Consider the following 15,119-nt stretch of genomic DNA (forward strand, 5'->3'; position numbering starts at 1 on the left):
CAATTCATATTTATCTCTTTACGGAACTTCTCCTTTAGCATGCTTTTACTCCCTACACGGGTAGTCACAGGTTAATAAAAAAACTAAAGGATTATTTCAATGAACAGAAAAGTATTGGCACTCGTAATTCCTGCACTGTTAGCTGCTGGCGCTGCTCACGCTGCTGAAGTTTATAATAAAGACGGCAACAAGTTAGATCTCTACGGTAAAGTAGATGCCCTGCACTACTTTTCTGATAATTCAGGCAGCGATGGCGATCAGACTTATGTTCGTGGCGGCTTCAAAGGCGAAACTCAAATTAACGATATGCTCACCGGCTATGGCCAGTGGGAATATCAGGTTCAGGCTAATAGTACCGAATCTGAAGGTTCTAACGCCTGGACTCGTCTGGGATTTGCAGGCTTAAAAGTCGGCAATTACGGTTCATTCGATTACGGTCGTAACTACGGCGTACTTTACGACGTAGAAGGCTGGACCGATATGCTGCCGGAATTCGGCGGTGACTCCTACACTTACTCAGATAACTTTATGACCGGCCGCGCTAACGGTGTAGCAACCTACCGTAATACCGACTTCTTCGGTCTGGTTAATGGTCTGAACTTTGCGCTGCAATATCAGGGTAAGAATGAAAACCAGAATGGCCAGGAAGGTACCAACAACGATGGCCGTAATTTGAAACATTCCAACGGTGATGGTTTCGGTATCTCCTCTACCTACGATCTGGGTATGGGCGTAAGCTTCGGTGCAGCATATACCTCTTCCGATCGTACTAACGAGCAGGTAAATCAATCCACTGCTGGCGGCGACAAAGCGGATGCGTGGACTGCCGGTCTGAAATACGACGCGAACAACATCTATTTAGCAACCATGTATTCTGAAACCCGTAATATGACCCCGTATGGCGGCTCAAATGGTAGCGATTATACTGTTGCAAACAAAACTCAGAACTTCGAAGTGACTGCACAGTACCAGTTCGACTTCGGTCTGCGCCCGGCAGTCTCTTTCCTGATGTCTAAAGGTAAAGACCTTTCTTTGGCAGGCAATGCAGGCAACCCGAACGGAACGACTGGCGACAAAGATCTGGTTAAATACGTTGATGTAGGTGCAACTTACTACTTCAACAAAAACTTCTCCACCTACGTTGATTACAAAATCAACCTGCTGGACGAAGATGACAGTTTCTACGCTGGCAACGACATCTCTACCGATGACACTGTGGCACTGGGTATGGTTTACCAGTTCTAATCTGTCTCTGTCAGCCCGCTGGCAACAGCGGGCTATCCTTTCATTAATAGCAATTCTGTTTTATCCAGATCAAAACGTTATATCTGTTGCGTTAAAACACACCTTTGATAGATGATATCTTGCATTAATACCTGTAGTAGAGGATACCTGCAATGAATCATCACCCCGTTAAATCATCCCGTATTGCATCCGTCGGCTATGACGAATCCTCTCGCACACTTGAAATTCGCTTTCATCAACTGACTACATTGCAGTATCAACATGTCCCTGCGCGTATTTTTCAAGATTTCCTGAGCGTGGTCTCTAAGGGCCGATTTTATGATGGGGTTATAAAAGGGAAATTTCCTGAAATCAAAATAAAGTGATGCCAAAATGTGATCTTTGTCATTGTACATAAAGTGCCATTACGCGGTAAGCTTTACGTGGATACTTAAACAGGAGGTTTTATGAACAGAACGATTCTTGTACCCATCGATATTTCAGACTCAGAATTAACTCAACGCGTTATTGCCCATGTTGAAGCAGAGGCAAAAATTGACGATGCGCAGGTGCATTTTCTGACCGTTATTCCGTCACTGCCCTATTACGCTTCTTTGGGACTGGCCTACTCGGCAGAGTTACCGGCCATGGACGATCTGAAAGCCGAGGCTAAATCTCAACTGGAAGAGATTATCAAGAAGTTCAATATCCCAACGGACAGAGTGCATGTTCACGTTGCTGAAGGTGCGCCAAAAGATAAAATCCTGGAGATCGCTAAAAAATTACCGGCCGATATGGTCATTATTGCCTCACACCGACCGGACATCACCACTTATCTGCTGGGCTCTAACGCCGCAGCCGTGGTGCGTCATGCAGAGTGTTCGGTACTGGTAGTCCGCTAAGCTGTCTGGCCCGCACACCGTTGCGGGCTTTTTGTTTCTCCCTCTTTTACCCCGCGATTCCTGACCTGGAGGGAAATGAGGGAAATATAGCTGATGGTTCCATATCGGCAGATTAAGCTATCTGGTTGCTATAAAGCATACCGCGCGGAAGGTAAAAAATCAGTGCTCTGATTTAGTAGTACCGAGATGGTTAATCCACAAATGAACACAGATAAGAGTAAAGACTTTCGCTGCCATCTTTATGGTATACAACCAGTCCGCTATCAAGTTGATCGTTTGAGTTCGAGTACAGTTGCGCAGTGTTACCCTTAGCGTCTTTCCAGTTTTCAAGATAAACCCTTCCTTTTTGGCTATCTCTTATCCATTGCCCCGTATCAGAAGGCGTAAAACCATCTCCTCTAACAGTCAGCACCCGCTCTCCCTGCGCTTCACTTCGTTCTGCGACTAACTCACGCCCAGAGCCATTTACATCAAAACTACATGCAATTCTTTGAACATTAGCTTCCGTTGCAGCAGAAGAAAGGAGTAAAACAATCATCATCAACTTTTTCATTGCCAGCCTTTATCATCGAATTTTTTCGAACAGATGATATATGGTGCAGTTGATAAATCAATAAACCCCGCGTATCTGATACCCTACAGATATGATTACATTGACGAACTGCCATCAAACATTGCCGTTCTCGCATTATTGATACCACTTCGAACACTGGATACACAAAGCTGTCCCTCTGTCCATCTGTTAGATTTGCAGTAAGTAACGCAATACATAATCAGCATCAATACCCAATACCTAACTTCAATTATTCTTGAGCTCGACAATCCTGTTCCGGATGTCAACTTTTGATGGCCACCTGTGTGGCGCTTTAATTGATGAGATACTTGCGGAAAACGTGTCTTGCTTTGCGTCGAGTGCCATTAATTTACCTTTGGAAATGCCGACAGGCAATGAAGAGAGACGATAAGTGAAATTACTAATAGTGTTCATGGGAGTATGCCTTCTTGCTGCATGTTCCACATCCCAGGAAATTAAACGCCCAGATGGTTCAAGTGAGTACGACATCCAATGTGGGGCTGCTACCGGATGGAATATTTGCTATTCAAAAGCTAATGAAGTTTGCCCCAACGGTTATCAAGATTTATCGAAAGAAGGTGGTTTCAACCGCAAAGAGTTGCGCATCCTTTGTAAGAAGTGATCTTTTAGCCATTGCTATAGGTCTACCCATGGCGATGGCATAAAAAACCTGCGGTGCCGATGGCTTGCAAGGACGAGCTCAACGTTGTCAAATTGTGGCCCAATGCCTGGGGTATAGGCGAGCAAAAACCTTACTACTCTATGAGTAGCATCGGTGCGAGATGGAACGCCGCTGTAAAACGTGCTGGTATTCGTCGCCGTAATCCGTACCATACGCGGCATACTTTTGCCTGCTGGCTGTTATCGGCTGGAGCGAACCCATCATTTATAGCTAATCAGATGGGGCATGAAAACGCGCAGATGGTGTACGAAGTCTACAGTACATGGATTGAAGAAATGAATGGCGATCAGGTTGCAATGTTGAATAACAAACTAGCCCTGTGATGGAAGTTTGCCCCTTATATGCCCCTTTTGGTTTTTGAGAACGGTAATAATGCAAGATAATCAACAAGTTACAAAGAAAGAACAATACAACCTGAACAAATTACAGAAACGCCTGCGTCGTAACGTAGGTGAAGCTATTGCCGATTTCAATATGATCGAAGACGGCGATCGCATTATGGTGTGTCTTTCCGGTGGGAAAGATAGCTACACCATGCTGGAAATCCTGCGGAATTTGCAGCAAAGCGCCCCGATCAGTTTCTCTTTGGTCGCCGTAAATTTGGATCAAAAACAACCGGGCTTCCCGGAGCACATCCTGCCGGAGTATCTGGAACAACTGGGAGTTGAGTATAAAATTGTCGAAGAAAACACCTACGGGATCGTCAAAGATAAAATCCCTGAAGGCAAAACGACCTGCTCTCTGTGTTCCCGTCTGCGCCGCGGCATTTTGTACCGCACGGCAACCGAATTAGGTGCCACCAAAATTGCGTTGGGACACCATCGCGACGACATCCTGCAAACACTGTTTTTAAACATGTTCTACGGCGGAAAGATGAAAGGTATGCCACCGAAGCTGATGAGCGATGATGGTAAGCATATTGTGATCCGTCCGCTGGCCTATTGCCGCGAAAAAGATATTGAGCGTTTCTCTGAAGCGAAAGGCTTCCCGATTATTCCGTGCAACCTGTGTGGTTCACAGCCTAACCTGCAACGTCAGGTGATCGCGGATATGCTGCGTGACTGGGACAAGCGCTATCCAGGTCGTATTGAAACGATGTTCAGTGCGATGCAGAATGTGGTGCCTTCTCACCTGAGCGATATTAATCTGTTCGATTTTAAAGGCATCAAACACGGCTCAGAAGTGGTAGATGGCGGTGATCTGGCATTCGATCGTGAAGAGATCCCACTGCAACCAGCAGGCTGGCAGCCGGAAGAAGATGAAAACCAGTTAGATGAGTTGCGTCTGAACGTGGTGGAAGTGAAGTAAAACAGAGAATGCCGTATCCGGCCTACTGGGCAAAGTATTACTTCAGTACCAGTAGGCCTGATAAGCGGAGCGCCATCAGGCACTCCTACAGGCATTTATTTTAATAAACGAACCCGGCAGTTCTTGCCTTTGATCTTACCGTTCTGCAGTTGCTTCCACGCTTTATGTGCCACAGACTGGCGAACGGCCACGTAGACATGCGCCGGATGCACGGCAATCTTGCCGATATCCGCCCCGTCCAGACCAATATCTCCGGTCAACGCCCCTAATACATCACCAGGCCGCATTTTCGCTTTTTTACCGCCATCGATGCACAGCGTCGCCATCTCAGCCTCCAGCGGCAGAATTGAGCCATTACCCGGTGCGGGTAGCCAGTTTAGCTTCAGTTGCAGCATCTCGGACAGAATATTGGCACGTTGCGCTTCTTCCGGCGCACAGAAGCTAATTGCCAGACCACTGTTACCCGCACGGGCAGTACGTCCAATACGGTGTACATGAACTTCCGCATCCCATGCCAGTTCAAAGTTAACCACCAGCTCGAGCGATTTAATATCCAGGCCACGCGCCGCCACATCAGTGGCAACCAGCACACGAGCACTGCCGTTGGCAAAACGTACCAGCGTCTGGTCCCGATCGCGTTGCTCAAGATCGCCATGAAGCGATAATGCGCTTTGCCCTGCTGCGTTCAGTGCATCACAAACAGCCTGACAATCTTTTTTGGTATTACAGAAAACCACACATGATGCCGGCTGATGCTGGCTAAGCAATTTTTGCAACAGCGGAATTTTGCCGTGTGAGGAGATTTCAAAGAATTGTTGTTCAATCGCTGGCAACGCATCGACTGTATCAATCTCAATCGTTAACGGGTTGTTCTGTACGCGACCACTGATCGCGGCAATCGCTTCCGGCCAGGTTGCGGAAAACAGCAGTGTCTGACGTGACGCTGGCGCAAAGCGGATCACATCATCAATCGCATCACTAAATCCCATATCCAGCATCCGGTCGGCTTCATCCATCACCAGCGTATTCAACGCATCAAGGGAGACGGTGCCTTTTTGCAGGTGGTCGAGCAAACGCCCCGGCGTGGCAACAATAATGTGTGGGGCATGTTGCAGAGAATCACGCTGAGCGCCAAAGGGCTGACCACCGCACAGCGTTAAAATTTTGGTATTTGGCAGAAAACGCGCCAATCGACGCAATTCACCCGCGACCTGGTCAGCCAGTTCGCGTGTTGGGCACAGTACCAGCGACTGAGTCTGAAACAGCGCAGCATCAATATGCTGTAACAGGCCAAGACCAAACGCGGCCGTTTTGCCACTGCCGGTTTTTGCCTGCACGCGAACATCTTTTCCTGCCAGGATTGCCGGCAACGCAGCGGCCTGAACAGGCGTCATTTCAAGATAACCCAGCTCATTAAGATTCTCGAGTTGGGCGGCAGGCAAAACATTCAGGGTTGAAAAAGCGGTCACAATTTAATCTCGCGGTAAAAACTCATATTCAGCAGGCGCGTATCCTCGCAGATCTGCGCCCGTGATGCGACAATTTAATCGGCTCTTCATCCGGTGACGGGTCCGGCATTGGTTGCGGACGAGGTATCGAGTCGGGAATCGGAACCGGGTCGGTGGGGACAGTATCGGAATGGGGGCGTTGCAACTGCAACGGGGCGAATAAGCAGGTCATATTACCCTCCAGTGAGTCAGACTGACCCTTTTAGGGTAGACGCTGGTTTCCTGCAGGCAAAAAAAAGCCGACTAATCTAAGTCGGCGTCGTACGAATCAATTGTGCTATGCAGTAATTCAAAAAAGGAAGTAAGACAATATGGAGCGCAACGCCCATCGCTTGACGTTGCATTCACCTGCGAGAGAGATATTGCCCCGAATAGGTAGATGGTTTATTGACCTCGCTCAAAAACTTAGCCGTTTTCACTCACGAAAGTCGCTAAAAAGTGTAGTTGTTACAACCATTTACTACGATGCAACCATAAAGTAACACCACCAATCAGGACAACTAACAGAATACAGAATAGTGAAAAACCAAACTGCCAGCCGCCACCGGGAATCCCCCCGAGATTGACGCCAAACAGGCCGGTTAAAAATGTGCTGGGCAGAAAAACCATTGCCATCAACGACATGGTATAGGTTCTTCGCGCCAGAGACTCCTGCATAACCTGAGCAATTTCATCCGCCATGATGCCCGTCCGGGCGATGCACGCGTCGATTTCATCCAGCCCTCTTCCCAACCTGTCGGCAATATCCTGCATCCGACGTCGGTGATCGTCAGTCATCCACGGTAAACGTTCACTCGCCAGGCGCGCATAAGCATCGCGCTGAGGGGCCATATAACGCCGCATGACTATCAGTTGCTTGCGCAGTAATGCCAGAAAACCGCGAGGTGGGATCTGCTGGTCCAGCAGGTTGTCTTCCAGATCGATAATTTTGTCATGCAATTGTTCGATAAACTCACTGGCATGATCGGTTAAGGCATCACAAACATCCACAAGCCAGCTACCACAGTCAGACGGTCCCGTCCCTTCCTGCAAGTCACTCACCACATCATCCAGTGCCAGCACTTTACGCTGACGCGTTGAGACAATCAGGCGTTCGTCCATATATAAGCGCATAGCGACAAGTTGGTCAGGGCGTTCGTCGGTGCTGCCATTAATACAGCGTAACGTAATCAGCGTCCCTTCCCCGACCCGGCTTACGCGCGGGCGAGTACTTTCTCCCGCCAGTGCATCACGCACATTATTAGGAAGCAGAGGCGTTGTCGCCAGCCATTGCGCGCTATCAGAATGGGTGTAATTAAGATGCAGCCAGCACGGATGTGCACTGTCGATAACATCGTTGTCTTCCAGCGGTTTCACACCACCGCGACCATCCAGCAGCCAGGCAAACACGGCATCCGGCACATTAACTTCGGTTCCCTTAATGGCTTCCACAGCGCCTCCATAAACATTCAAACTTTTCGTTAGTCTAGTCTTCAGTATATGTTAAGCAATATCGCATTGTCCCATTATGCTGAAATGATTCATAAAAGTGTTCAGGAAAATAAAAAGCGCCGACGGGTTCGGCGCTGTGGCGAGCAAATGCTGAATCTTAAAATGAAGAACCGTATTTAACCCGTTGACGTAGTCCGGAAACAGGGGGATCTCGACGCAAGATCGTAGTTGTTTCGACAGACATATTTTTACTTAAGCGAAATTTATGTGTGCGTGACAGAAGATCATTCACCTGACTTTTCAGGATGCCGGACGAATCAGATAACTCATCGACCATGCTGACATTACTTTGTGTCACGTTTTCCAGTTCGGTCAGAGCCTGGGTAATTCTGATGATCCCATTTTCTTGTTCCCGAGTGGTTGTTAATATCTCCGCCATCAGTTGATTTAACTGCCCTGCACCACCCACAATATCCTGCATGTTCTTTTCGGCTTCACGTACAATCGCCGCACCCTGCTGGACATTGTAATGTGTTTCATCGATAAGTCGTTTAATACTCTTTGCCGCTTCTGCGCTACGATGTGCCAATATTCTCACTTCCCCTGCAACGACAGAAAAACCTTTACCATGTTCGCCGGCTCTCGCCGCCTCAACTGCCGCATTCAATGCCAGAATATTCGTCTGGAATGCAATACCATCGATTAACGCGATAATTTCTGTCATCTGCTGAGCGCAGTCGGTGATCGAGCGCATATTGGTGGCGACCTGCACCATTAAATCGCCCCCCTGGCGTGCAGATTGCGTCGCAATATTTGCCTGGGCGCTTGCCATTTGCGTATTATCTGCATTGTTGCGTGTACTAACTGCTATCTCATCCATATTCGCAGCTGTCTGCATTAACGCACCAGACTGCTGTTCCGTTTTAACTGACAATTCGGCGCTACGCTCCGCGAGCTGTTCAGATAGCGTCATCACGGTCCGTGAAGAGGATCTGATCTCACTGACTAAGGTGGAAATGTTACTCGCCAGACTGTTAATTCCCGGAATAAGTCTGCCAGCACAATTATTACCGAACTCAGGAATACTCATCGCCAGATTCCCTGCAGTCACCTCTTCAATACTTTCTTTTACCGTATTAATCGGCACGACGAGATATTTTGTCATATACCACCATAAATATAATAGTGAAATAGTACAAACCACATCAGTGCCAATAATGACATCAAACCCTGCAGATAATATTACCTCAACAATATTGAGGGCAACTACGGTACATACCAGAAATAAAATAATAAACGTCCTGACGCTTATATTATTTAACATTTTAACCCTGCCTGCCAAAGAATAACGCGGAGTATTATTTTTTATAGCATCTGTAATGCAGATTGCCATTCCGCGATACCGAAAGTTCCACTTTCAATGAGAGCATGCCGCCTTTTCACTTAAAGCACACTATCACACTGCCAGTTTACATTAGTCTGGTTGTTTATCTCGCATAAGCTGACGTTCACGCCAGTTGCCAGACTATTGTCACCCAGGACCTGATGTGAACAAAAATACACCAAACCATAAATATGGTGAATGTTTTTATAAGCGAACATCACATATTCCTCCGTTATAGCAGCTCAGACTAATACTGCTGACAGGAAAATAAGAACGCGCCTGGTTTTACCAGGTTAACTGGACAGAATCTGCTAGATTTATCATCACGGTTTTTTATCGATGGGTAGTAAGATGTTGCACGTGTCATGGGACCCTGTACTGATTGGGATTTCCTTTGTTGTCGCATTCATTGCTTCGTTTATTGCCCTCGATAGCGCAGGGAAAGTGGCGATCTCCAGTCGTCGGGAATCGACTTTCTGGCGTTTATCTGGCGGGGCAACGCTGGGGATGGGGATCTGGTCGATGCATTTTATTGGCATGCTGGCCATGAAAATGAGTATGCCGATTAATTATCACTTTTCACTCACGGCATTTTCTTTTTTAATCGCACTCATTTCCGCGACGCTTGCCATCAATATAGCAATATCAGGTCAAACGCTTTCGACCAGGCGGCTTATTGTTGCAACTAGCCTATTAAGCACCGGTGTTGTAACCATGCACTACGTTGGTATGGTCGCTATCGTTGAACATGTTGCTATCCGCTGGCAATTTTCACTCATTTTACTTTCTGTGGTCATTGCCATTATCGCGTCTGGGATCGGCCTGTGGTTAGCTTTTCATCTGCGGCAAAATACCCGACGCGCATTAATAAACCGACTTATTGCCGCTCTGGTAATGGCACTAGCGATTGCCTCAATGCATTACACCGGGATGGGGGCGGCCACCTTCACTCATTTCGGACACACTGCACATGATGGACTGAGCACACTGGAACTCTCTATCTGGGTCTGCGCCGTCACGCTGGTGATTCTGGGTCTTATGCTGGTCATTTCGATGGTGGATTCTCAGCTACGTACCTCAAGACTGGCCGATAATCTGCATCAACTGAACTGCCAGCTTGAGCACCAGGTCCACTTCGACGCGCTGACCGGCCTTGCCAATCGAACGCAAATAGACGCCTGCTTACAGACCTGCCTGCGTCATTCCAAACTGCATCAACAGCACTTCGCCCTGGTCTTTATCGACCTTGATCGATTCAAAATCGTAAACGACACCTGGGGCCATCACATTGGCGATCAGTTGCTTATCTCCAGCACACAACGCATATACAGCTGCCTTGATGACACCATGACGCTGGCGAGGCTGGGCGGCGATGAATTTATCCTGCTGGTGCCAAACAGCAACCGGGAAGCAATTTCGGTGCTGATGACCCGCATTGCCAGCGCCGTCAAAGAACCGTTTACACTGTTTGGACACACCATTCGTGTTTCGTTAAGCGCGGGAAGCAGTCTTTATCCCGAACACGGCTCAACGTTACATGAGCTAAAAGTAAAAGCCGATACTGCGATGTATCATGTCAAACAGGCGGGCAGAAACGGCTGGGCGATTTACTCCCCAGAGATGGAGGCTATCGCCGATACGCCGCCAACGTTCTTGCAAGAACTGTCACAAGCGCTTGAGCGGAATCAATTCGAATTATGGTATCAACCTAAATACACCGCCGGGGATCACTCTCTGACGGGTTTTGAGGCATTGTTACGCTGGCATCATCCTGAACGCGGCATTCTGCTACCGGCTGAATTCCTGCCCGCACTTGAAGAAACGGGTCTGATTATTCCTGTCGGCACCTGGGTTCTCCAGCAGTCATGCCGCCAGTTATTTCAATGGAAGTCACAAGGCCACACGGAGTGGAGCCTTGCCGTTAATCTGTCACCAGCCCAGTTTGAACAACCTGATATTGTCGATATAGTTTGCAACGCCCTGGCGCAATATCAGCTTTCACCAGCACATCTCACGCTGGAACTGACTGAAAGTACGGCACTTAAAAATTTAAAACGCAGCGTGGAAGTCCTGAACGCATTTGCCGATTTGGGGATCACCGTTTCTATTGATGATTTTGGCACTGGTTATTCAAATATATTGATGCTGAAATCACTTCCGGCGCGAGAATTAAAAATAGACAGAATATTTGTCAAAGATATTAGTGAGAACAGCAAAAATACAAAAATCGTGTCTACTATTATTGACATAGCGCACTCTATGAATATGTGCGTTGTGGCGGAGGGGATAGAGACCCAGGAGCAGGAAACGCTGTTAACCCAGATGGGCTGCGGTGTGCTGCAAGGCTTCCTGTATGCGAAACCGCTGCCAGCACATAAAATCTATGAATTGATACAAACTGAAAACGCCACAAAAGTAAAACCAACGGTACAACCCTTGTCTCACCGACAATCAATAACATTGTGAGATTGCATAATTAAAAAAATTCGCCAATAAACCGGCAACACAGCATATGAAGATAACGGGATTATCGATGAGCATAAACGAGCTGCATTCACTGGATTTATTAACCATTCCGGTCTGGATCGTTTCGCCACATACCGAAGAACTGGTGTTCGCCAATACCGTTGCACGGGAACTGATGCAGGCCCCGTGTTTCCCCCCTCTCAGAAAAGGCACATTCTCCACGCACGCACAAAATGATTTACCTATGTATCTCAGTGATTTGCGCAATCATCATGACATTGTGGAGATCCTCACGGTTTACCGCGAAAGCGAGGAAATCGCGCTGGCCTGTCGTTTGTCCATCAGGACGCTTCAGGATATAGGTGATGTTATCCTCTATGAAGGCATTGAAACACCGACAGCGCAAGGTCTGAAAGCCAGCCGCTCTGCCACCTATCAGCGGAAAAAACAAGGATTCTATGCCCGTTTTTTCCAGACTAACTCAGCACCAATGTTGCTTATCGATCCGTCACGCGACGGATTGATTGTGGATGCAAACCTCAGTGCCCTGCATTTCTATGGCTATGATCATGACGTAATGTGTCAGAAGCATACCTGGGAAATCAATATGCTGGGGCGCCATATATTGCCGGTAATGCATAAAATTGCGCATCTGCCTGGCGGCCATAAGCCCTTACATTTTGTCCACAGACTTGCCGATGGAAGTACCCGTCACGTACAAACCTATGCCGGTCCTATCGAAATCTACGGCAATAAGCTGATGCTGTGTATTGTTCACGATATTACCGAGCAAAAACGCCTGGAACTGGAACTGGAACGCGCCGCCTTACATGACGCGTTAACCGGGTTACTCAACCGGCGGCATTTTTATCAGATAACTGAACCAGAGCAGACACACACAACATCGTTAACGCAGGATTACAGTTTGCTGCTAATCGACACCGATCGGTTTAAAAGCATTAACGACCTTTTCGGGCATTTAAAAGGGGATGATGTACTTTGCGCGCTGGCACGCACCCTGGAATCCTGTGCAAGAAAAGACGATCTGGTTTTTCGTTGGGGGGGTGAAGAGTTTGTACTGCTTTTGCCACGAACGTCTTTAGATGCAGCCCTTAATCTGGCTGAAGTCATACGCGCGACGGTAGCCAAGGTGAGCCTCCCTGGCCTTCCCCGTTTTACCGTCAGTATTGGTGTAGCGCGACACGAAGCCAATGAAAGTATTGATGAGTTATTTAAGCGCGTGGACGACGCATTGTACAAAGCCAAAAATGAAGGCAGAAACAGAGTGCTGGCTGCCTGATGACTGCCCTGTTTAGCGACTACGTTTAGCGTGGCGTTCCCAGTTATCCTGTTTCGCCTGCGCCGTTTTACGTAACGCTACATAACATGCCCCGCTGCCGCCATGATGCGGCAGTGCGGCGCAGAAGGCCTGCACATCATCAAACTCCGTTAACCAACGCGCGACATAGCTACGAACGATGTTGGCATGGGAGTTATCATCACGCCCCTTACCGTGGATCACCAGGACGTTGCGTAACCCATCCTGCTGCGCCTGTAAAATAAAGCTAAATAGCATCTGGCGGCAGGTTTCAACGGGCTGTCGCACAAGATTAAGGCTTGCTTGTTGCGGATATTTCCCGGTTCGCAGCTTGTCAGCCACGCCATGCTGTACCCCTTCGCGACGAAACGCCAGTGGAACGCTCAGCGGGACGATATCCAGAAAACCTGTCGAGAGAAAGTTGTCCAACTGCAGCGTATCAATACGTGCCGGAGCGCGAAGATTACGTGTTGGCTGCCAGTGAACATCGGCGCATCCTTTCAGTGGTTGAACATCCCCCATGGCGTCAAGAAACAGCGATGCATCGTCAAGGTTCATGTTTCATCCTCCAGCGATTATGCGACGGTCATTATCATAACCGCGCACTATTATACCGACAACGGTTTACGGTTATTTCCAATAACGCACCATTCGACATTCCCTTACCCCCACAAGTTAAGATCCGTTTTTGGGGGTATAGATGCGACTATCACTGACATGATAATGTGTAACCCCGCCTGTAATGAGAGAAACGGATGCTGAACTTACTTGAAGACATCATTGCAACGCCCCTTGGCCCGTTGTGGGTAATTTGTGATGAGCAATTTCGCCTGCGTGCGGTTGAATGGGATCAACATCGCGATCGTATGGAGCAATTGCTGGATATTCATTATCGTTCTGAGGGTTATCAGCGTATTGCTGCCAAAAACCCCGGAGGGCTAAGCGATAAGCTGGCAGAGTATTTTGCGGGAAATCTCAGCATTATAGACACGCTTGAAACCGCAACAGCGGGAACCCCTTTCCAACGCGAGGTCTGGAAAGCGTTGCGCACTATACCCTGCGGGCAGGTCATGCATTATGGACAACTGGCTGAACAACTGGGGCGCCCCGGTGCCGCCAGAGCCGTTGGCGCAGCTAATGGTTCCAATCCTGTCAGCATCGTCGTCCCGTGCCACCGCGTGATTGGACGGAATGGCACAATGACTGGATATGCGGGTGGCGTGCAGCGAAAAGAGTGGTTATTGCGCCATGAAGGCTATCTGTTACTCTAGAATCCAGGCAATTAATGCCTTATTCATCACACTTCCACACAATACACCCACAAATAAAGTACGGTTAATCAGATAGATACAAACATTCAACTCGCTTATGCCTGAATTATTCTCTATTGGGAGTAGCTCAGGCTTACGTGCTCACCAAAAAGATGTTAAAATTGACAAATATCAATTACGGCTTGAGCAGACCTATGATCCCGGAAAAGCGAATTATACGGCGCATTCAGTCTGGCGGTTGTGCTATCCATTGCCAGGATTGCAGCATCAGCCAGCTTTGCATCCCGTTCACACTTAACGAGCATGAGCTTGACCAGCTCGATAACATCATCGAGCGCAAAAAGCCTATCCAAAAGGGGCAGACGCTCTTTAAAGCAGGTGACGAGCTTAAGTCACTCTATGCTATCCGTTCCGGAACGATAAAAAGCTATACCATTACCGAACAAGGCGATGAGCAAATCACCGGTTTCCACTTAGCGGGCGATCTGGTTGGTTTTGACGCAATTGGCAGCGGTCATCACCCAAGCTTTGCCCAGGCGCTGGAAACGTCAATGGTATGCGAAATTCCTTTCGAAACCCTGGATGACCTGTCCGGTAAAATGCCGAACCTGCGTCAGCAGATGATGCGTCTGATGAGTGGCGAAATCAAAGGCGACCAGGACATGATCCTGCTGTTGTCGAAGAAGAATGCTGAAGAGCGCCTGGCGGCCTTTATCTACAATCTGTCCCGCCGTTTTGCCCAGCGAGGTTTCTCTCCGCGTGAATTCCGTCTGACAATGACCCGTGGTGATATCGGTAATTACCTCGGCTTGACGGTTGAAACCATCAGCCGCCTGCTGGGTCGCTTCCAGAAAAGCGGTATGCTGGCGGTGAAAGGTAAGTATATCACTATTGAGAATAGCGATGCGCTGGCCGTCCTTGCTGGCCACACGCGTAACGTTGCGTAACCTTCTCAGTTAACCTTCTGTCAAATTGCTAAATTACCCCAATTTAATAGTTTGGCAGAAGGCATTTCTGTTCTGATTTAATTAAAATATAAACACTATAAGTG

14 protein-coding genes and 1 pseudogene are annotated in these 15,119 nt (G+C 48.1%); 9 read left to right on the plus strand and 6 right to left on the minus strand.

What is annotated here, in order from left to right; all coding sequences use genetic code 11:
• The first annotated feature begins 99 nt into the window (after positions 1-99).
• The 3 genes from ompC (at position 100) to uspF (ending at position 2,126) form a co-directional block, all read left to right on the plus strand.
• Positions 100-1,245 (plus strand): porin OmpC, encoded by a 1,146-nt coding sequence (gene ompC / locus NNO02_RS20005; protein WP_271448778.1) that lies wholly within the window; start codon positions 100-102, stop codon positions 1,243-1,245.
• A 152-nt stretch (positions 1,246-1,397) separates the two neighbouring features.
• On the plus strand, positions 1,398-1,610 hold the full coding sequence (locus NNO02_RS20010) for a KTSC domain-containing protein (RefSeq protein ID WP_271441981.1): 213 nt from the start codon (positions 1,398-1,400) through the stop codon (positions 1,608-1,610).
• 81 nt (positions 1,611-1,691) lie between these two features.
• A complete protein-coding gene (uspF, locus tag NNO02_RS20015) occupies positions 1,692-2,126 on the plus strand; it encodes a universal stress protein UspF (RefSeq protein WP_003833207.1) in 435 nt (144 codons plus the stop codon).
• Positions 2,127-2,316: 190 nt separating this feature from the next.
• On the opposite strand, the gene NNO02_RS20020 is transcribed toward uspF, so the two are convergent.
• Positions 2,317-2,679, minus strand: a complete 363-nt coding sequence (locus NNO02_RS20020) for a hypothetical protein (protein ID WP_271441980.1) — start codon at positions 2,677-2,679, stop codon at positions 2,317-2,319.
• A 759-nt stretch (positions 2,680-3,438) separates the two neighbouring features.
• Between NNO02_RS20020 and NNO02_RS20025 the strand changes: the two are divergent.
• Both NNO02_RS20025 and ttcA read left to right on the plus strand, forming a co-directional pair.
• Positions 3,439-3,705 (plus strand): annotated as a pseudogene (locus NNO02_RS20025) (tyrosine-type recombinase/integrase); the annotation flags it as partial.
• A gap of 49 nt (positions 3,706-3,754) precedes the next feature.
• The gene (gene ttcA / locus NNO02_RS20030) at positions 3,755-4,690 is read left to right on the plus strand and encodes a tRNA 2-thiocytidine(32) synthetase TtcA (RefSeq protein ID WP_061067980.1); all 936 of its coding nucleotides are present in this window, start codon (positions 3,755-3,757) and stop codon (positions 4,688-4,690) included.
• 95 nt (positions 4,691-4,785) lie between these two features.
• Here the strand turns inward: ttcA and dbpA are convergent, their stop codons facing one another.
• The 4 genes from dbpA to NNO02_RS20045 all read right to left on the minus strand — a co-directional run bounded on the left by dbpA (position 4,786) and on the right by NNO02_RS20045 (position 8,953).
• Complete coding sequence (gene dbpA, locus NNO02_RS20035) at positions 4,786-6,159, minus strand: ATP-dependent RNA helicase DbpA (protein WP_271455566.1); 1,374 nt, start codon at positions 6,157-6,159, stop codon at positions 4,786-4,788.
• A gap of 28 nt (positions 6,160-6,187) precedes the next feature.
• Positions 6,188-6,370: a proline-rich small protein YnaL gene (gene ynaL / locus NNO02_RS23900; RefSeq protein WP_071887346.1), complete on the minus strand. Its 183-nt coding sequence runs from the start codon at positions 6,368-6,370 to the stop codon at positions 6,188-6,190.
• 275 nt (positions 6,371-6,645) lie between these two features.
• Complete coding sequence (zntB, locus tag NNO02_RS20040) at positions 6,646-7,629, minus strand: zinc transporter ZntB (RefSeq protein WP_005126644.1); 984 nt, start codon at positions 7,627-7,629, stop codon at positions 6,646-6,648.
• 157 nt (positions 7,630-7,786) lie between these two features.
• Positions 7,787-8,953 carry a methyl-accepting chemotaxis protein gene (locus tag NNO02_RS20045; protein WP_271455570.1) on the minus strand — a complete coding sequence of 389 codons (1,167 nt, stop codon included), beginning with the start codon at positions 8,951-8,953 and terminating at the stop codon, positions 7,787-7,789.
• A gap of 411 nt (positions 8,954-9,364) precedes the next feature.
• Between NNO02_RS20045 and NNO02_RS20050 the strand changes: the two genes are divergently transcribed.
• Both NNO02_RS20050 and NNO02_RS20055 read left to right on the plus strand, forming a co-directional pair.
• On the plus strand, positions 9,365-11,479 hold the full coding sequence (locus NNO02_RS20050; protein ID WP_271455567.1) for a putative bifunctional diguanylate cyclase/phosphodiesterase: 2,115 nt from the start codon (positions 9,365-9,367) through the stop codon (positions 11,477-11,479).
• Between the two features lie 67 nt (positions 11,480-11,546).
• Positions 11,547-12,779, plus strand: coding sequence for a GGDEF domain-containing protein (locus tag NNO02_RS20055; RefSeq protein WP_271455568.1), 1,233 nt, complete (start codon positions 11,547-11,549; stop codon positions 12,777-12,779).
• Between the two features lie 12 nt (positions 12,780-12,791).
• Here NNO02_RS20055 and smrA read toward each other — a convergent pair whose 3' ends face one another.
• Complete coding sequence (gene smrA / locus NNO02_RS20060; RefSeq protein WP_271455569.1) at positions 12,792-13,355, minus strand: DNA endonuclease SmrA; 564 nt, start codon at positions 13,353-13,355, stop codon at positions 12,792-12,794.
• A gap of 197 nt (positions 13,356-13,552) precedes the next feature.
• Here smrA and ogt point away from each other — a divergent pair, with 197 nt between their 5' ends.
• A complete protein-coding gene (gene ogt, locus NNO02_RS20065) occupies positions 13,553-14,068 on the plus strand; it encodes a methylated-DNA--[protein]-cysteine S-methyltransferase (RefSeq protein ID WP_271441976.1) in 516 nt (171 codons plus the stop codon).
• Between the two features lie 194 nt (positions 14,069-14,262).
• A complete protein-coding gene (gene fnr, locus NNO02_RS20070; protein ID WP_003020397.1) occupies positions 14,263-15,015 on the plus strand; it encodes a fumarate/nitrate reduction transcriptional regulator Fnr in 753 nt (250 codons plus the stop codon).
• The last annotated feature ends 104 nt before the right edge of the window (positions 15,016-15,119 follow it).

The organism is Citrobacter sp. Awk 2 (assembly GCF_028069815.1).
Taxonomy (GTDB): domain Bacteria; phylum Pseudomonadota; class Gammaproteobacteria; order Enterobacterales; family Enterobacteriaceae; genus Citrobacter.